Consider the following 17,609-nt stretch of genomic DNA (forward strand, 5'->3'; position numbering starts at 1 on the left):
CCTAAACAAGTTCATTAAGGAGCCATTGCGTAATCCTACGCACTTTTTTCATTTCCAGTCCTTCATACACAGGAATCTCATAATCCATATTCTCGAACAGCTGCCCATTTCCTTTATGCAAAAATTTTTTTGCTACCATTGCGTTTTGTTTATAATATCTTTCCATAAACTCTATCCTCTCAGATTTATTAAAATACGCATAATCTTTTACTTTTTCCAAATTTTCACAATATTGGATTAATAATTGATTAATTTTTCCATTTCTAATATCCATATATTTTTTATATTCCAGTATATCTCTATCCAAACGATGATTTCCTTGTTTTCGATCTATTTTCTTGAAATAATTAACTTCTTCTGTATTGATTCCCAAAATATCTGTATAAAAATCAGAAATCAGATCTTTACAAAAAGCATTTTTTTCATAAGGCTTAACTATAAACTCTGCTGTATCAAAAATTTCTCTCCATTCTTCTAATACTGTAAAATAATTTAAATCAATTGGATTGCACATGACAAATTCTTCAAATTCTGGCAAGCTTTCATCTCTGTCACTATACCAAATATTCTTACAATATTGATTATACTGTGCTTCTATAAACAAATCCTGTCTTCGCAAATAACACACAATCACTACCTGATCGCAAAGTGAAAACAACAACTCTTTTAACCGCTTTCTCATATATGTATTAATCTTTCTCTTCTCCTGAACTGATAGTATTGTATGTAATCCTACTAACGTCCGAAAAGCATCGGCAAAAAATGCTTCACTAGAAATAATAATATTCATATTTTCAAGAGAATGTTTAGAAATATTTGCAATTATATCATCTGGATTTTCAGCAACATGAAGAAATCTAGGATGGCTCTTATACTTTTCATACATTCCTTCTTCAACCAAAGCTTCCCTTAGAAGTCCATAACAAAGATTGGAATGCAGATAATAATTGTCAAAATAATCCCCGTAATAAAACCCATTTTCCAACAAACATCTTCTATTCAAATGCATATCAAATTGCAATGCCGTGCTGCCCGTTTTAAATGTACCAATATGTAAAAATATCTTTCCCATACCTGTTCCTCTCTAATTATTACTTTTCTTTAATCCTATGATTAAAGCGTCAAAAGGGGTAATCAAGGAAAATGACCACAATATATAGAATATGTACCTCTGTCCAAATTACTATATATCGTACCATTCTTTTGAAAAATACCCTTTTGACGGGCTAATCATCCTATGCTTTACTTTATACTATCTTACAATCAACCATTATTTCTTTGATTACATTTGACTAACCATATTATCTTATATCCCCGTCATAATCTCCCAAGTAACCGTTACTTCCGGCTTTGCCTCAAGCAACTCAGACCAATCCCCTTTTCCATTCGCCGCTCCTGTAAGCTGGAACGAATATTGACTAAACTCAATTCCTCCTACATCATTTCTTAACTTATAGACATACTCATTCTTCTCACCATCATATGTATACTCGTAAGCTCCTTCCGGCGCTGCGTCTAGTGTTACATCTATCGCTACGCCCTCCTGACCAATCGGAACTTCATTTTCACCATCCGTCACAGCCAAATAGAGACTCTCATCCGTATCCCCGTTGAATTCCTTATCATTAGTCATCATAATTCCTTCAATAGAAGATGGCGAAATGCTCACATGTAAAGAGACGTCCACAGCTATTGAACTTTTATTCGTAATCGTAACAAAATCGCTTTTACTGTTATAGTCCTCTTCTGTCTCGCCATCCTTACGCTCGAAAAACACTGTTGAACCTGTCTCGAACTTCTTCCCGCCATATGCTACGCCTCCCGTCTTATTAATCAAGCCCTGCGGATCCAATATGAAATCAAATATTCCATCTGTCTCCGTAGGAAGGATAACCTGATAAATATCCGTCTTCACACTGCCCTCTACCTCGCCAATGCCAGTCTCACTCCCCTGTCCAAGGCTCTCTGCCCTAACTGATACAGACGAACTCATAATCATAGTTATACTTAAGAACAGTAGCACAAATCTTTTAACATTACGTCTCATAACCCGCCTCCTCTTCATCTGCTTACAAAAATCTTTGATACATTTTATATAATATAATATATAAACTTAAATTACTGCTCATACTCTATGAATATTCGTTCTAATAGAAGCATAAGCACATTGCATCTGATATCTATACGTTATATTCTGTTCATGGCAACCAGTGTACTATCTGTGCTACTAACTCATATGCCAATTCAAATCATCCCCTCTACACAACCACCTCAATCAATGTCATCGAACCTGATCTCTTTCACACCAACCGCTTTATTCTTATTGAGCTGTTCTTCCGTTCATGATAATCATTGCGCTTCTATATAGTAATCCACAACGCCATTGATAATCGGCTTCAAGTATAGCATAAAATACCGCCGTCCATCTTCCTCCATAAACTTCTGCCCCACATAGAAACACACCTCTTAACCGTTTCCATCTCCTATGCCGTTTTCTTCTCCAATTCTTCAACCCTCTTTGACAACTCATCTATCATTTTTAATAATAATGCTGTATTGTCATTTTCAAGCTTAGTAATCCTATAATATTGGTTCAGTTCTTCAAGATTCTTCTGAACCTTATTTATCTTATTTTCCAAATATACTTGTGTCCGTCCGATTTCATCCAACATAAAATTTTCTGTCTTTGATAATCTTTCATCAATTACAGATTCTATCACTTTTGGCATTCTTTCATCAATTACAGATTCCATCATACCTTTCAATAATTTTATATCATCTTGACCTAACATGACCTATCTCCTTTCCTATCATTTTTAATAATCTCATTGTATCAAAAGATAGCATACTTGTGAAGAGATAAAACGCACTCTCCCAATACTCCATCACCACCAGAAATATTCCTCACATATCTTTCTGCCAGAATCTCCACTTCTACACAACCGCCTCCACCAACACCCTGTCCCCGAACCGATACTCTTTCACACCAATCTCCTTCTTCTCATTAAAATTAAAACTAAGCATATATCCTTTCTTCAGATGATAATGATCAAGATAGCTTATAAGCTGCTCTTCCCCACGTTCATGATAAGCATTTCCCCTCCAAACCTTCATCTCAATTATATATTGTACACCGCGATAATCGATGATAAGGTCTGTCCGTTCCTGATTCCTGATAAATATCATCAAAATGCACAACAAATTTCTCAAGGATACGTTCTACATCCAATTGGCCATCCTGAACAAAGAGATTCTTATCCAGAACCGCCAGCTTACACATGTCTCTATTCAATGCTTCCGGCAATGTGAGGAAATAATTATACAGACGGGTCTCAAATATCCTGTTTGCAATCTGTAAAGTCCCATTCTTCACTTTTACAAACCCGAACATCAGAAGTATATCCGTCGCTGCATCATCCGCATTGTACAAGATAACCTGCCCTTGAAACAAAAGAAGGTATATCATCTCCTTAAGATCTTGATAAGCATTTAGCTTGCCAATCAACGATTCGAACAATGTATTCTTCTCACTAACCAGCATTTTCACAGCTTCCAACACTCCTTCTGTTGTCCAGGCACTCTTCTTATCCTTAAATTCCGTTGTTCCGGCAAGCTTCTCATCCATTAATTTACATAAACGCGAAACCAGAAACGGATAACCGGAAGTATAGTCATAGATTGTATCCGCTATCTCCCATATATCTATCTTCATGCCATGATCAGCTTCATACGCTTTCAACATTCCGGCTATATCTGCAGATGAAAAACTCATATCCACATCAAAATCAGCCGCAATGTTCCACGGACTATTTTGCTTATGTTCCTTTTCTTGCCGAATCTTTTTGCGAATATTACGAATATCATAGACTCCGGCAAGAATGACTGACTGAAATGCAGCGGTTCTGTCACGATCAAGATAAGCGGCTCTCAACTGTGCAAGGAAATCAAGAAATACCTGATTGTTTGAGGCTGTATCAATCTCATCTATCACTAACACGACTGGTTTTGCGGACTCTTCACACCACTCGCTGAAGCAAGCGAACATCTCTGCCATTCGAACATTTCGCTCACTGCTGTCTGATAAATCATACAACCGTTCTTTTACATCATCCGCAACCTCAGTCATCCGCCGAATTCTCCTGCTTATTTCCCGTGTCAGCGCGCGAACAAATGTACTTCCATTTATATATTCTTCTGATTCTATATTCTGAAAATCTAAGCTTATCACCAGATATTCTTCTTCCAAATAATCTGCAAGTGCATGCAGCAGAGTTGTTTTGCCATACTGTCTCGCCTTACTGATAACAAAATACTCTCCATCCTCTACCATCTGTCTGATCTGTTGAAGCCTGGATCCAAGATGTACCATATAATGCCTGTCACATCTGCAGACGCCATTTACATTAAAAATCTTCGTCATGCGATCCATGCACTCCTCTCTGAATTACTCCACACACCTTACACAATCTCCACATCCTGTATCATCACCGGCATCCCCGCCTGCTGGCACAACTGCACCAGACTGCTGTGATCCCCATAATAAGCATCGCTCAACGCGATCGCCCGGTCAAGCTCAGCGGAATCATCATAGATCCCCCATCCCTCTGCCCGGTACTCTTCCACCAACTTCTCATAATCCGCCCATAGTTCCGGCCGCATGGACTCAATCGTCGCCTTAATAAGCGGATGCGGCCGCCACAGCAGCGCCACATCATCCACGCTCTCCTTGAACGTCTCGAACACGGACCTCATTTTCACCAGCATCTTATCCTCATGCTGCAGCAACGCAGTCACACTTGTATTATATAAGATGACCTTCTTCCTGCTCCCATCCGGCTTCGCAAGGACACGCATCCACTCTCCCGGAATCTCGAAATCATCCTCCGTCGTCTCCAGTACCTTGTCCATCTTCGGCGAGCCAAGCCCCAGGATCTTCTTCTCCCACTGCGGCCTTGTCTCTTCGCCCACCGCCTCCGACAATATCTCGATATACGCCTTCCGCATATCTTCCGACTGAACGACCACCACATCCGCATTAAGCACACCCGGTTCCACGCAGAAATGCGCGATTCCCTTCCGGGCCTCCGCATTCTCCGGATCGATCTCTCCCAGCACGAAGTAAGGAATGTAGACAAGCTTCTCCGTATACTGCTTCAGATTCTTGGAATAGAACTTCGGCGCCACACTCGTCACATAATTATATTCATCATAAGGATTATGGATAAATATCATATCCGGCTCCCGCACGGTAATATCATAATCATCATAATGCGTAACCGGAACATAAGCCGGATACTGGTCGCCCTCGTAGTGCATCTCCTTAAAACTGCCGTCCGGATTCTTGTCAAAATACGGGATCGGTATCACATAGGCATCGCAGTCCGGATCCTCATCCGCTGCCTTCCACACGCTTTCCAGAGAATCCCACATAGACGCTTTATATGGAAGGAATACTACTTCTTTTCGTTCCGGGATATCATATTTCACACTGTTACCCATCCGGATCAGAGATTTGCGGAGGGCCTTGCTCACCTGATTCGAATTAACCGGTATATTTTGGCTGAGTTTCTCATAGAACTGATACGCCAGCTCACAGTAGTCTTCAATCATCGGGATCGTAACAAAATCTTCGCCTTCCACAGCTTCGATGATCTCTCCAAGCTTAATGGCACACTCCTGGCACTGCGCCAGCAGATCCAGCGCCGCTTCCGTATTCCTCGTATCGATCGTCTTCTTAATCCCGTCATGCGCCCGCTCAAGAAGCCCGATAAAATCCTCCGCCTGTTTCTTCTGTTTTTTTGTCATATACATTCCCCCTTCCCGTGCGCCCATTTCATTCATAACAATAAGTGTAATAAAACGCATGGTTATCAGAAAAAAATGGCTACAGATCACTCAACGAGCAAACTGTAACCCTATATCCAACTGCTCAAAGTACAGCAATTCAGTTGATCTTCTACTTCCTCTTCCCGGCCGTCTCCTGCTTCGCCGCTCCTGCCTTCACCGGCCGCTCCTTCACACTCTTAGCCGGCTTCGCCTGCCTTGCCGTTCCCGCGGCAGTCCTCGCCTGAGTTCCTCTCGCGCTTCTGGCCTTCTGCCCGCCCGCAGCCTTCGCCGCTTCTTCCGCCTCAGCCTCCGCAGCTTCTTCCTCCTCTGCTTTCCGAGCCGCTTCCTCTTCCGCGGCCGCTCTTGCAGCAGCCTCTTCCGCTTCCTTCTTCTCCCGGATCTTCTCCGGATTATATCTCAGAAAATATGCATAGATATCCACGATCGCCTGATATAACTCCTCCGGGATCGCAGTTCCCAGATCCAACTGTGTCAGCACCGTCGCCAGCGAATTATCCTCATATACCGGCACTCCGTTCTCATTGGCCATCTCCACGATCCTCTCCGCCATATAGCCAAGGCCGGATGCAACGATCACCGGCGCCACGTCTTTATTCTCATCATACCGCAGTGCGACTGCTTTTTTATTCATCACATCATCATATTGTGACATTGATAGAATTTCTCCTTTCGAATATCTTCGGGAACGCAGCGGATACCTGGATCGGCGGCTTATTCTGTTCAACGCCGAGATATTCCAGCTCCAGCTCATTCTTGCTCATGATCTTACGGATATTCTCACGGATATCGCTCTCATGACCAGACAGTTCCTCCGGATAATGAATCAGCATATCGATCTTACCCTTCTCATAATACAACATCATATCAAAAAAGCCAACATCTTTCATATCAAATTTGATCAGCAGTTTGATTCCACGTTCCTTAGACCCCTGATTGCCCGATTCTTCGTCCGGATCTACCCACATCTCCGAGAACATGGGAACGCCGTCTAAGATCACCGGAAGCATAACATGCATCACCGGCATATAGACGCTCTCATTCACAAGGATACTGCGCATAATATTTACAAATGCTTCCTTATTCTCAATTCCGGCTTCGCCTTTCACTCCCGCCTGCATGATATTCAGAAGCTTATCCGTCAATTCATTCTTTCCTGCCGCCCGGTCATAATCAACACCCCTAAGCATATCCCTGAAATCATTCACCGACATTCCTTTGAAATGCTTCTGGAACGTAGGGAAGTCCATCAACCGCTGAAACGCCTGTACAACATTATCAAGGCTTCCGCTTTCATATCTGGATGTGTTAAATGCAACCAGCGTGACCAGGTCTCGAAGCTTGCCCATCTCCCGGTTATCCGCCACATATTTGCCCATATAAGGGATGATCTGCTCCTTCAGAAGCCTCACATTCGCGGCATTGCTGTCCATCGTATGCGGCTTAAGCTTCATGGCAAGCTTCATCAGGCCTTCTCTGTCCCCCTTGAACATCCGCGCCTCAATATCTTCCAGCGTTCCCTTGATATTCTCCATGAGGTGTTTCCCTGACGACATATCATTATATTTCTTAAGGAGATCTAACACTCCCGCTTTCAATTCTACTGTCGTTGCCTCATCCATAATCTGACGAAGCACATCAAACAACGGTCCTTGGAGGCGGTTCGCCCCCGCCATCTGAGACTTCAGGAATTCGCTCAGCTTCTCCGGCGACATATTAAGCATCTGAAAAAATGCCTGGATATCTTCCGCCGTCCCCTTCGTGATTCCTGACTCTACGAGATTCGCCATACCTCCGAAGATCATCTTACTCATAGCCTCGCTGAGTCTCGGCAGATCTCTTAAGGACTGTATGAAGCTTCCGAAGTTGGAGTCGTACGCAATTCCCCGGCCTCCGTCGTTCCCGCCGGCCTCCGCTCTTCCGTCTGCCCTTCCTACTCTGTTCGCTTCCACCGGATTCTTGATACTTAAGTCTTCTGCCTGCTGGGATGGGGTCGGTTTATTATTTACTGAATTATTATCATATCCGACGGTTGGGGTCGTTACTTTTAAAATATTTGACATTTTTTCACCTACTCTATAATTTACTCTTATCCTTTCCCGCTATCCTGACGATATATCTAAATAAATACATTTAAATATCAATTAACATCATTATTAAGATAAGGCGGTACTAAGATTATGGATAACATGCTTGAAATGTATCTTTATGAAACAAACACTCTTATGGAACAGCTTGACGAACTTTTAATAGAAGCAGAAAAGAATGCCGATTTCACAACGAATGACGTCAATGAGATCTTCCGCATTATGCATACGGTCAAAGGTTCATCGGCCATGATGGAATTCTCTACACTGATGGAAATCGCTCATCACATAGAGGACTTGTTCTTCTATATCCGCGAAAACGGAATGGACTCTTTGGATGAGTCCCACAAAACCGATTTGTTCAATCTGATGTTCCAGTCAACGGATGCCCTTCGTGTAGAAGTCGAAAAAATCGAAAACGATGAGCCCCTTAGCACTAATATCGACCCAATCATCAATAATATTAATAGTTTTTTGGAAAAAATCAGTTCTACCGAAGAGAAGTCTTCAGACGCTTCTTCTGCGGGAGAAGCTGCTTCAGATATGCCGGTTGCTGATGAGAAGGCAATTGCTCTCATCAATCAGGAGCTTGCTGGCTGCCCGATCAGCAGCATGCCATATTTTATACGGGTTCATTTCGAAGAAGGTTCCGGTATGGAGAACCTTCGCGCTTTCATGCTGATCACTGCGTTAAGAGAGATCGATCTCCAGTTTGAACATTACCCGGAAGATGTTGAGACGAACTCAAGCACCAGCGAGTCCATCGTTGATAATGGTTTCTACGTTGCCGTTTCCTCTTCCGATGACGTTGAGAAGGCTCTCCAGGTTGTGAAGCTGCAGAACAGTATCCAGACCTACGAGGTGATTGAGAATGCCGCGACGAAGCCCGCAGAGGATACCCCGGCTGCGGCAAGCCCGCAGGATGCCCCGGCCGAGAACACCGCAAGCGCTCCTGCCAATACAGTGGCTGCGGCTGCTTCCGCTCCGGCTTCCAAGACTCCTCCGGCAACTTCTTCTGCGCATAACAATGCACCGGTGAAGCAGAGTCTTATCAGCGTGAATCTGTCCAAGTTAGACAGCTTAGTTGCCATCGTCGGCGAGATCGTTATCACTGAATCCATGGTGACCTCATCTCCTGACCTCCAGAACCTTAAGCTTGATAACTTCATGAAGTCGGCCCGTCAGTTAAGGAAGCTGACCGACGATCTTCAGGATATTGCAATGTCTCTGCGAATGGTTCCATTGTCCGGAACATTCCAGAAGATGAACCGTATCGTCCGTGATATGAAGAAGAAGCTCAACAAGGATGTACGCCTTACACTGGTCGGCGAGAACACTGAAGTAGATAAGACGGTCGTTGACAGCATCGGAGATCCGATCATGCATATCGTCCGCAACTCTATGGACCACGGTGTTGAGACTACAGCCGAAGAGCGTATCGCAGCAGGCAAGGATCCTCAGGCTGAGATCATTCTGTCTGCGGCACATACCGGAAGCGAGGTTATCATTTCCATCAGCGACGACGGACAGGGGATGGATCCGGATAAGATTCTTTCCAAGGCAGAGCGCAACGGTATCCTGACCAAGCCGGCAAGCGATTATTCCAAGAAGGAGATTCTCTCTCTTCTTATGCTTCCGGGCTTCTCCACCAACGAAGAGGTTACCGAGTTCTCCGGACGAGGCGTTGGTATGGACGTTGTGAAGAAGAACGTAGAAGCGGTAGGCGGAACCATTTCCATAACAAGCGAACTCGGCAAGGGAAGCTGTACGACCCTTAAGATCCCGCTTACCATGGCGATCACCGACGGTATGGAGATCTCGGTCGGCAAATCCATGTTCACCATCCCGATCGCCAATATCCGTCAGTCCTTCAAGCCGCAGCGAGAAGAAGTGATCCTCGACGCTAACGGCAATGAGATCATTAAATGCTTAGATACATTCTATCCTATCGTAAGGATACATGAATTATATAATATTGAGACTGAGATCACCAATATCGAAGACGGTATCCTGATCTGGGTTGAGACCGCAGACAAATCTTACTGTCTGTTCGTAGATGAACTGCTTGGAGAACAGCAGGTAGTTGTAAAGCCGCTTTCTCCGTTCCTTGGTAATTTCAATATCAAGAATTCAGGAATCGGCGGCTGTACCATCCTTGGCGACGGCAATATCAGCCTGATTCTGGATATCAGCAACTTATACGCGGCGACTCAGAATCTATATTAAAGTGTACAGAAAACTGGAGGAATAATTATGTCAGCAGATACAGTAAATACAGCAGTAAACGAAGTTGTAGAGGCCGCCGTGCCTGTCTCTACAGAACGTTTCTTAACATTCAGCTCAGACGGGCTTAACATAGGAGTCAGCACGAACTACGTGATCGAGATCATCACCAATCACGCGATCACCATGGTTCCTCTTGTTCCGGATTATGTCAAGGGCATCATCAATCTGCGCGGGCAGATCATCCCCATCATCGACATCCGTCTGCGCATGGGGAAACCGTCTATCGAATACACGAACACGACCTGCATCATCGTCTTGAACATTAATTCTGTCTACATCGGCATTATCGTAGATGCAGTTCAGCAGGTTATGGACATTGACCAGAGCAAGATCTCACCTGTTCCAGTTGAGAATCAGCAGGAATTGATCAGCGGAATGATTTCCTCTTCCGAGCGCTCCGTGATCCTTTTCCTGGATTGCGAACAGCTTGTCCAGACCTACTAAGCAAGAAATACAAAGGAGCAGCAGAATATGTTAACAATCAATGACAAGGACTTCCAGCGTTTAGTAACGTTTGTACACCAGAATTATGGAATTGACCTGTCGAAGAAACGTCAGTTGATCATCGGCCGGCTTTCGAATACAATCTTGTCTATGGGTTTTTCTTCTTTTGAACAGTACATTGACAATCTAATTAATAATAAGAAGCCGGAAGACCTGGAACTGATGCTGAATAAGCTTACAACCAATTATACATTTTTTATGCGTGAAGGCGCTCATTTTGAACTGTTCAAAGATACGATCCTTCCCTACCTTGTAGAGACCAAGAAGGATAAGGTTCTCAGCATCTGGAGCGCCGCCTGTTCTTCCGGCGAAGAGCCTTACACGATCTCTATGATCTTGAAGGAATTCTTCGGCGCCAAGGCTTCCGCATGGGACACCCGTGTCCTCGCGACAGATATTTCGCAGAATGCGCTGATCGCCGCCAAGAACGCGGTCTATGATGAGGATTCCTTGAAGGAACTTTCCTCGGGCTGGAAGTCCAAGTATTTCCGCCCCGCCGGAGAACCCGGTACGTACACTGTGGCGCCTGAGATTAAGTCCAACGTAATCTTCCGGACTTTTAATTTGATGGATCCTATCCGGTTCCGGTTAAAATTTGACGTAATCTTCTGCAGAAATGTAATGATTTACTTCGACCAGCCAACAAAAGAGGCATTAGTAAAGCGGTTTTATGATGCGACGAATCCCGGCGGCTATCTTCTGATCGGCCACTCAGAGAGTCTGAATAAGGCAACGACACCTTACAAGTATCTGAAGCCTGCTACTTATCGAAAAGTTTAAATAACTAATATATACTAAGCTGCTTTTGACGATTCAGAAGCGGCTTTTGCCTTGTTGATGTCACAACGCAATACTATCACAACAGTTACGCATCTTCCGCGTAAGAAAGGAATCAAGTATGAATAATTCAATCAAAGTACTGGTCGTTGACGACTCTTCTCTGTTCAGACAAGCGATCATCCAGAATCTGTCTACACAAGCCGGCATAGAGATCGTCGGCTATGCAATCAACGCATACGACGCCAAGCTTAAGATCCCTCAGCTGAAGCCGGATGTCCTCACTATGGATGTGGAGATGCCCGGACTTAACGGTATCGAATTCCTGAAGCAATTGCTTCCTACGAATCCGCTGCCGGTCGTTCTGGTATCGTCCCTGAACCTAAGTGTATTTGACGCTCTGTCAGCCGGCGCCGTTGATTTCGTGCGCAAGCCCGACATGACCATGCAGAATTCCAAGGATGCTTTCTTCGCATCTCTTCTGCTGAAGATCAAGACCGCCGCCAAAGCGAAAGTACGCATCAGCGCTCCGTCTCCTGCCGCGGCTCCCCAGCCACAGGCGCCGTCTCAGTCCGGCCGTTTGGGCGCTGCTCCCGCGGTACATACGGCATCTTCACAGGCTGCAGCCAAGCCGATGCCGTTTCCTCCGTTGCCGCGCAATGTCCTTGATTCAACCATCATCGGCCTGGGTGCGTCCACCGGCGGAACCGAAGCTACCCTTGAAGTGCTGAAACGGCTCCCGGCTAATATCCCCGGCATGGTCATCACCCAGCATATGCCGGAAGGATTTACGGCTATGTACGCTCAGCGTCTGAACCGGATCTGCGCCATGGAGGTACGCGAAGCCAAGCACGGCGATATCATCAAGCCCGGACTTGCCCTGATCGCTCCCGGCGCCAAGCAGATGGAGGTCGTTCGTTCCGGACGCAACTATATGGTGCAATGCCGTCCAGGCCCTAAGGTAAGCGGCCACTGTCCTTCTGTCGATGTATTGTTTAATTCTATCGCGAAGAATGTTGCCATCAATAAGGTCGGTATCATCATGACCGGTATGGGACGCGACGGCGCCGACGGTCTGCTGGCCATGCGCCAAAGCGGTGCTTTTACCATCGGACAGGACAAAGACTCCTGCGTTGTATATGGAATGCCTATGGTTGCGTTCAATATCGGAGCCGTATGCACACAGGCTTCCTGTGAAAATATTTCCTCTGTCCTTATGAACCATCTTAAGAAATAAGTTTCTTTTATAAAGTGTTATGAATCCGAAAGTTGTGCCGATATTCATAATATAACAAGAGGCTATTATTGTTAAAAAGGAGTACAGTATGAAGATAACGACTAATAATAATGTAATGAATAATTATACGGATCTGCGCATTCATACAAAGGACAATTCTACTCCTTCTGCAGTTTCCAATGATGGACACAACTTTGATGCTGTTATTATAAAGTCTGATCCGAGGCAGATCGAAGAACGCACATTTGCCAAAGATATCTCCCGGAGATTGTCTTCTGAGGTTAAGGATACGGCGTCTGCAGATAAGCTACAGAATCTTCAGGAACAGATTACTGCTAAGACGTATCATGTTGATGCCCATGCCATAGCGGCAAGGATGCTGCTGCTATAGGAGGACATATTGAGTATGAATGATTTTACCGCATTTACCAAAGTAATTGAAGAATTTATCACGCTCTTTGACCATCTGATTGAGATTGAGCAGGAGAAGCTTGATGCCGCCGTTAAGAACCGCGTTACATTCGTGGAAGATTGTATGCACAAGGAACAGGCCGCCGTTCTTCAATTACGCGGTCTGGAGCAGAAGCGAGAAGCAGAACAGAAGCATCTCGGTATGGAAGGTTATACCTTTCGTCAGATTCTTGAGGAAGCCCCCGAAGAGGTTTCAGCTTCTCTCAGCCCTTTGTTCGACCAGTTATCCGAACGGGTCACCTCGTTTCGTTCTGTAAGTGAGAGTGCGAAGGATATCATCGAAGTGAACCTTCATATGATACAATCCGCCCTTGCTTCTGAGGGTCCCGGCAGGGATATTTATTCTGCATCAGGTAAGAAGACAGACAATGACAACCGGAAGCGCTTTACAAGCCGCTCCGTATAATAGATCAGGAGGAGGATTACTATGATACGTTCTACATTTGCCGGATTCACCACTGCCCAGTTAGGTATGGCAGCCAGCCAGCGTGCTCTTGACGTGACCGGTCAGAATATTACCAATATTAATACCCCCGGCTATACCAGACAGCGTCTGGATATTGCCAGTTTGAATACACAGAGAGGTGATTACTGCAATTCCAAGTCCAATATCAAGGTTGGTTTTGGTGTAGAGATGACAGGAATCTCCCAGCTTCGGGATCCGTTTTTAGATGCTCAGTATCGTTCTCAGATCAGTAAGCTGGGAACTTCTGATGCCCATGCAGCCGGTTTCGAGTTGTTGACGCCCATCTTCGATGAAGCTACTATGTCCGGTGTGCGAGAGGCTTTCATCTCTCTTACCAGCGCACTGAACACGCTGTCTACTCCGGCTGGTATCGCTAACGATGAGAATGATGCCATGGTTCGTTCCAAGATGCAGATTCTGCTGAATCTGTTCCGTGAGAATTCCGTTCGTCTTGAAGATGTACGTGAGAATGTCCAGACCGGTTTTGCTACCACGGACGTGGGAGACTTGAACCAGTTATTGGATAATATTGCGAATCTGAATGTAAGTATCAAGAACAGCCAGATTCTTGGCAACCCGGCTCTTGAACTTCAGGATCAGAGGAATTCTCTGTTGGATGAACTTGGAAGTTATCTGCCGATTTCTGTAAAATACAGCGATCAGGAGATCGGACCGAATCAGTATGTAGAAGTTTTAGATGTTGTTTTCACGGATACAGATGGTGTAAAACATTCTCTTATTTCTGACAGCCGTGCTGCTTCGTTCGACGCTATTGTCAATGACAAATCCGCCAGACTGATGCTGTCTGACGCGAAGGGTGGCACTACAGAAGTAACAGATATTCTGGGATCCGGTACATTGAAGGGAACTCTGGATCTGATCAATAAGTCCGGTGATTTTGACGGCAGCGATTTCAGAGGAATTGGATATTATGAGAAGGCATTAGATTCTTTGGTGGCTACGTTTGCTGAAGAGTTTAATAAGATGAACATTCCAACAGACAATGACGGCAATCCTAAGAATCTTACAGATGACAAAGGGAATGTTATTGAAGTAAAAGATAAAGACGGAAATCCAATTTATCTGCAACAACGAGATAAAGATGGAAACCTTGTATTCGACACTACTACGAATCCGCCTACACCTTTATATTATACCGATAAGGCAACTGGTAAGCCTGTTTATGACTATGCCTTATTCCAGAAAAAGGATGATTCGTTACCATTTTCAGCTTCCAATATCAAGATTGCCGACGGTTGGGCTAATGGTACTTACAAAATAACCGCTTCCAACAATTATGTTGTCACTGATAAAGAGACCGGTTCTACCGCTAATGAGAACATTCTGAACATGGTCAAATTATTGGAAAATAAGATTTCGTTTGAAGTTGACGGCAAGCAGTTCTACTCTGGAAGTTTCCACGATTGCTTTGCCAATCTCGAAGCAACTCTGGGTATTGATTACAAGTCAGAGAGCACCATGTTGGCTAATCAGATTTCTGTTCTGAATCAGACGTCCAATTCCAGAGACGGAGTATCCGGTGTTCAGTTGGATGAGGAAGGGATGAACCTGTTGCACTACAATCAATCTTATACCGCTGCAGCAAGGCTTATGACAACTTTAGATGAAGCGCTTGACGTATTGATCAACAGAACCGGCGTTGTCGGAAGGTAACAAGGAGGTCTAATATGAGAATTACTACGAATGCTATATTAAGAAATTATAAATCGAATCTTGGGGCTTCCATGTCGAATCTGGATATTGCAAGAACTCAGGTTATGACGCAGAGAAGGTTTAACTCCACCATGGAAGATCCTTCCAGCGCACTACGCGCCGCTGTGCTGAATCGTAAATACGCAAGAAACGAAGACTATTTAAACCAGGTAAAAGATGTCCAGTCTTATCAGGATGCTCAGGAAGACGGTGCGATGCAGATCAGTAACATCGCACTGACACTGAACAAACAATACGGTCTTGAAGCCCTGAACGGAACGAACGGTTCCCGTGATACACGTCTGACCTACGCAACGGCATGGCGCGATGCACAGGAAAGTATGGTTTTAAGTCTGAATGCTAGCTACGAAGGTAAGTATGTATTTGCCGGAAGTGATGGAGTAACACCGCCTTTCAGACTTGCTGATGTTCCTAAAGACCCTGCTGATCCTAACGGAGAAAAAAAACAAGTTTTATTATATAGGAATGTTGACGTTACTACAGGTGCACTTTACACTGCCGATAATCAAATAGATCAAACTGCTAATAATACTGAGACTGCACGTAAAGAACGATTAAAGAATTTAGCCAACGATACTTCTTATGTAGATTTGGGATTCGGTCTTAGTATTGGTGAAAATACTGACGGAACTGGAAATACTATAGGTGGTGTTGCTATAGAAGATTCAAGCGCTTTCAACATCAGTCTTCCCGGCATTAAATTAGTCGGATATGATGAAACGGCTGGCGGTGATAACAAAAAGAACATGATTCTTCTCATGGGCGAGATTTCAAATAAGTTAGCTGCAGAAGAGTTCGATTATGAGGGTTACAGAGAACTCTTAGGCACGTTTGACGGCCAGCGTAATAATGTCCTGCAGCATGTAACCACTCTTGGTACGAAGACAGAATTTCTTACTACTACAAAGGAACGTCTTGAAACCAACGAGATTAACCTTACCACACAGATTGATAACGTTGTCAATATTGATATGGCAGAAGCGATCATGAACTTCTCCTGGGCTCAATATGCATACAACGCAGCATTGAAGGTCGGCAACAATATATTGACGCCATCGTTTATTGATTTTATGAATTAATAGAAAAAAAAGGAATGAGAAAGGAGGTATACTTATATGAATCAACTCATCAAAATCACATCAGTCCCTATTCAATACGAACTGAAGATTAATAATGCTCGTCTGGAATATTCCCGTTCCAGAGCCGAATTGGAGATCAGCCGGAATGACGGCGGACTATCCATCAAGAGCCGTCCTGTGAAGCTCAATCTGGATTCAACAGAGGCAAGGAATTCTGTCGTTCCTACCACTGCCAGAAGCGTTGCTCAGACTGCACAGGCAGGCAAAGAAGCAGCTTACAGTGCAACAGCACAGATGGCACAGGAAGGTCATCTTCTGCTGAATGCCAAGATTGGCGAAGATGTGATCGGACAGATCATGCAGCAAAGGACTGCTGCACCTACCGGTGAGTTCCAGCTTGGCTTCACTCCATCCGCACCTGTGGATATTAATTATGAAGCCGCTGATCTGACGATTAATTATGAGATGGATAAATTGAACTTTGATTTGAAGATAGCGAATGGCAATTTTGAGTTTATACCTGGCAATATTGAGATGTCAATCACACAGCGTCCAGAAGTTCGAATTGAATATATTGGCGGTCCCATCTATGTACCGCCAAGCGCAGATCCAAACTATGAACCAATTGATGTAAGGGCTTAGAACAAAGCCCTTACTTTTTATATCAGGAGGAATCTATATTGAATATCAACGCAAAATATTTTGGACCAATTTCCTACGAAAAAAAAGAAACCATCCATATCATCAATGGTTTGATTGGCTTTGAAAGCCACACCGAATACCTTCCGATCTCATTTCAGGAGGATGACGACTCTATGATCTCCCTGCAATGTCTGGACGATGAGGCGCTTTCCTTTATATTGTTGAATCCATTCGGCATATTCCCGGACTATGACCCTGTATTGCCCAAGTATGAATTAGAGGAACTCGGAACCGACTCTGCAGATGATATTTCCTTCTATGTAATAGGCGTCATCCGCGATTCGGTTGCAGAATCTACCATAAACCTGAAAGCTCCTCTCGCAGTCAACGCATTGAACCGCCGGGCGAAGCAGGTGATCCTGGATCATCCGGAATATACATTCCGCCATTTCCTTGGCGATATGCGTAAGGAGGGGTAATGA

The 17,609-nt window shown here is 44.3% G+C and carries 16 protein-coding genes and 2 pseudogenes; 10 read left to right on the plus strand and 8 right to left on the minus strand.

Translation table 11 applies throughout. The features are described from left to right. Position 1: 1 nt before the first annotated feature. The 8 genes and pseudogenes from VSQ62_RS28575 to VSQ62_RS28610 form a co-directional block, all read right to left on the minus strand. Positions 2 to 1,072, minus strand: a complete 1,071-nt coding sequence (locus tag VSQ62_RS28575) for a hypothetical protein (RefSeq protein ID WP_334638284.1) — start codon at positions 1,070 to 1,072, stop codon at positions 2 to 4. Positions 1,073 to 1,306: 234 nt separating this feature from the next. Beyond that, the gene (locus VSQ62_RS28580) at positions 1,307 to 2,047 is read right to left on the minus strand and encodes a hypothetical protein (protein WP_334638285.1); all 741 of its coding nucleotides are present in this window, start codon (positions 2,045 to 2,047) and stop codon (positions 1,307 to 1,309) included. A 436-nt stretch (positions 2,048 to 2,483) separates the two neighbouring features. Further along, on the minus strand, positions 2,484 to 2,792 hold the full coding sequence (locus VSQ62_RS28585; protein ID WP_334638286.1) for a hypothetical protein: 309 nt from the start codon (positions 2,790 to 2,792) through the stop codon (positions 2,484 to 2,486). 256 nt (positions 2,793 to 3,048) lie between these two features. After that, positions 3,049 to 3,177: pseudogene (locus tag VSQ62_RS28590) on the minus strand (hypothetical protein); the annotation flags it as partial. Then, positions 3,116 to 4,420, minus strand: coding sequence for an AAA-like domain-containing protein (locus VSQ62_RS28595; RefSeq protein ID WP_334638287.1), 1,305 nt, complete (start codon positions 4,418 to 4,420; stop codon positions 3,116 to 3,118). The pseudogene VSQ62_RS28590 and the gene VSQ62_RS28595, both read right to left, overlap by 62 nt. Before the next feature lie 38 nt (positions 4,421 to 4,458). Next, positions 4,459 to 5,805, minus strand: a complete 1,347-nt coding sequence (locus VSQ62_RS28600; protein WP_334638288.1) for a hypothetical protein — start codon at positions 5,803 to 5,805, stop codon at positions 4,459 to 4,461. Positions 5,806 to 6,208: 403 nt separating this feature from the next. Further along, positions 6,209 to 6,499 (minus strand): annotated as a pseudogene (locus VSQ62_RS28605) (EscU/YscU/HrcU family type III secretion system export apparatus switch protein); the annotation flags it as partial. Then, entirely contained in the window at positions 6,486 to 7,907 is a 1,422-nt protein-coding gene (locus VSQ62_RS28610; protein ID WP_334638289.1) for a hypothetical protein, read from the minus strand. The gene VSQ62_RS28610 and the pseudogene VSQ62_RS28605, both read right to left, overlap by 14 nt. A 117-nt stretch (positions 7,908 to 8,024) precedes the next feature. Between VSQ62_RS28610 and VSQ62_RS28615 the strand changes: the two genes are divergently transcribed. The 10 genes from VSQ62_RS28615 to fliW all read left to right on the plus strand — a co-directional run bounded on the left by VSQ62_RS28615 (position 8,025) and on the right by fliW (position 17,606). Then, on the plus strand, positions 8,025 to 10,157 hold the full coding sequence (locus VSQ62_RS28615) for a chemotaxis protein CheW (RefSeq protein WP_334638290.1): 2,133 nt from the start codon (positions 8,025 to 8,027) through the stop codon (positions 10,155 to 10,157). 27 nt (positions 10,158 to 10,184) lie between these two features. After that, positions 10,185 to 10,661 carry a chemotaxis protein CheW gene (locus tag VSQ62_RS28620; protein WP_334638291.1) on the plus strand — a complete coding sequence of 159 codons (477 nt, stop codon included), beginning with the start codon at positions 10,185 to 10,187 and terminating at the stop codon, positions 10,659 to 10,661. Positions 10,662 to 10,688: 27 nt separating this feature from the next. Beyond that, positions 10,689 to 11,501: a CheR family methyltransferase gene (locus VSQ62_RS28625; RefSeq protein WP_334638292.1), complete on the plus strand. Its 813-nt coding sequence runs from the start codon at positions 10,689 to 10,691 to the stop codon at positions 11,499 to 11,501. Positions 11,502 to 11,619: 118 nt separating this feature from the next. Continuing rightward, a complete protein-coding gene (locus VSQ62_RS28630; RefSeq protein WP_334638293.1) occupies positions 11,620 to 12,735 on the plus strand; it encodes a protein-glutamate methylesterase/protein-glutamine glutaminase in 1,116 nt (371 codons plus the stop codon). Positions 12,736 to 12,823: 88 nt separating this feature from the next. Further along, positions 12,824 to 13,126 carry a flagellar biosynthesis anti-sigma factor FlgM gene (locus tag VSQ62_RS28635; RefSeq protein WP_334638294.1) on the plus strand — a complete coding sequence of 101 codons (303 nt, stop codon included), beginning with the start codon at positions 12,824 to 12,826 and terminating at the stop codon, positions 13,124 to 13,126. Positions 13,127 to 13,141: 15 nt separating this feature from the next. Continuing rightward, positions 13,142 to 13,612, plus strand: coding sequence for a flagellar export chaperone FlgN (gene flgN / locus VSQ62_RS28640; protein ID WP_334638295.1), 471 nt, complete (start codon positions 13,142 to 13,144; stop codon positions 13,610 to 13,612). A 21-nt stretch (positions 13,613 to 13,633) separates the two neighbouring features. Then, a complete protein-coding gene (flgK, locus tag VSQ62_RS28645; RefSeq protein WP_334638296.1) occupies positions 13,634 to 15,346 on the plus strand; it encodes a flagellar hook-associated protein FlgK in 1,713 nt (570 codons plus the stop codon). A 14-nt stretch (positions 15,347 to 15,360) separates the two neighbouring features. Continuing rightward, the gene (locus tag VSQ62_RS28650; protein ID WP_334638297.1) at positions 15,361 to 16,485 is read left to right on the plus strand and encodes a flagellin; all 1,125 of its coding nucleotides are present in this window, start codon (positions 15,361 to 15,363) and stop codon (positions 16,483 to 16,485) included. Between the two features lie 36 nt (positions 16,486 to 16,521). Next, positions 16,522 to 17,127, plus strand: a complete 606-nt coding sequence (locus tag VSQ62_RS28655; protein ID WP_334638298.1) for a DUF6470 family protein — start codon at positions 16,522 to 16,524, stop codon at positions 17,125 to 17,127. Positions 17,128 to 17,165: 38 nt separating this feature from the next. Next, positions 17,166 to 17,606 (plus strand): flagellar assembly protein FliW, encoded by a 441-nt coding sequence (gene fliW / locus VSQ62_RS28660; RefSeq protein WP_334638299.1) that lies wholly within the window; start codon positions 17,166 to 17,168, stop codon positions 17,604 to 17,606. Positions 17,607 to 17,609: the final 3 nt, after the last annotated feature.

The organism is Sporofaciens sp. JLR.KK001, from assembly GCF_036941055.1.
Taxonomy (GTDB): domain Bacteria; phylum Bacillota; class Clostridia; order Lachnospirales; family Lachnospiraceae; genus Sporofaciens.

Bases quoted from the DNA above. Each gene is read 5' to 3' on its own strand.
- VSQ62_RS28575 (WP_334638284.1), bottom strand. From the start codon at position 1,072: ATGGGAAAGATATTTTTACATATTGGTACATTTAAAACGGGCAGCACG.
- flgN (WP_334638295.1), top strand. From the start codon at position 13,142: ATGAATGATTTTACCGCATTTACCAAAGTAATTGAAGAATTTATCACG.
- VSQ62_RS28650 (WP_334638297.1), top strand. From the start codon at position 15,361: ATGAGAATTACTACGAATGCTATATTAAGAAATTATAAATCGAATCTT.
- VSQ62_RS28635 (WP_334638294.1), top strand. From the start codon at position 12,824: ATGAAGATAACGACTAATAATAATGTAATGAATAATTATACGGATCTG.
- VSQ62_RS28615 (WP_334638290.1), top strand. From the start codon at position 8,025: ATGGATAACATGCTTGAAATGTATCTTTATGAAACAAACACTCTTATG.
- VSQ62_RS28630 (WP_334638293.1), top strand. From the start codon at position 11,620: ATGAATAATTCAATCAAAGTACTGGTCGTTGACGACTCTTCTCTGTTC.
- VSQ62_RS28580 (WP_334638285.1), bottom strand. From the start codon at position 2,047: ATGAGACGTAATGTTAAAAGATTTGTGCTACTGTTCTTAAGTATAACT.
- VSQ62_RS28600 (WP_334638288.1), bottom strand. From the start codon at position 5,805: ATGACAAAAAAACAGAAGAAACAGGCGGAGGATTTTATCGGGCTTCTT.
- flgK (WP_334638296.1), top strand. From the start codon at position 13,634: ATGATACGTTCTACATTTGCCGGATTCACCACTGCCCAGTTAGGTATG.
- VSQ62_RS28610 (WP_334638289.1), bottom strand. From the start codon at position 7,907: ATGTCAAATATTTTAAAAGTAACGACCCCAACCGTCGGATATGATAAT.
- VSQ62_RS28655 (WP_334638298.1), top strand. From the start codon at position 16,522: ATGAATCAACTCATCAAAATCACATCAGTCCCTATTCAATACGAACTG.
- VSQ62_RS28595 (WP_334638287.1), bottom strand. From the start codon at position 4,420: ATGACGAAGATTTTTAATGTAAATGGCGTCTGCAGATGTGACAGGCAT.
- VSQ62_RS28625 (WP_334638292.1), top strand. From the start codon at position 10,689: ATGTTAACAATCAATGACAAGGACTTCCAGCGTTTAGTAACGTTTGTA.
- VSQ62_RS28585 (WP_334638286.1), bottom strand. From the start codon at position 2,792: ATGTTAGGTCAAGATGATATAAAATTATTGAAAGGTATGATGGAATCT.
- VSQ62_RS28620 (WP_334638291.1), top strand. From the start codon at position 10,185: ATGTCAGCAGATACAGTAAATACAGCAGTAAACGAAGTTGTAGAGGCC.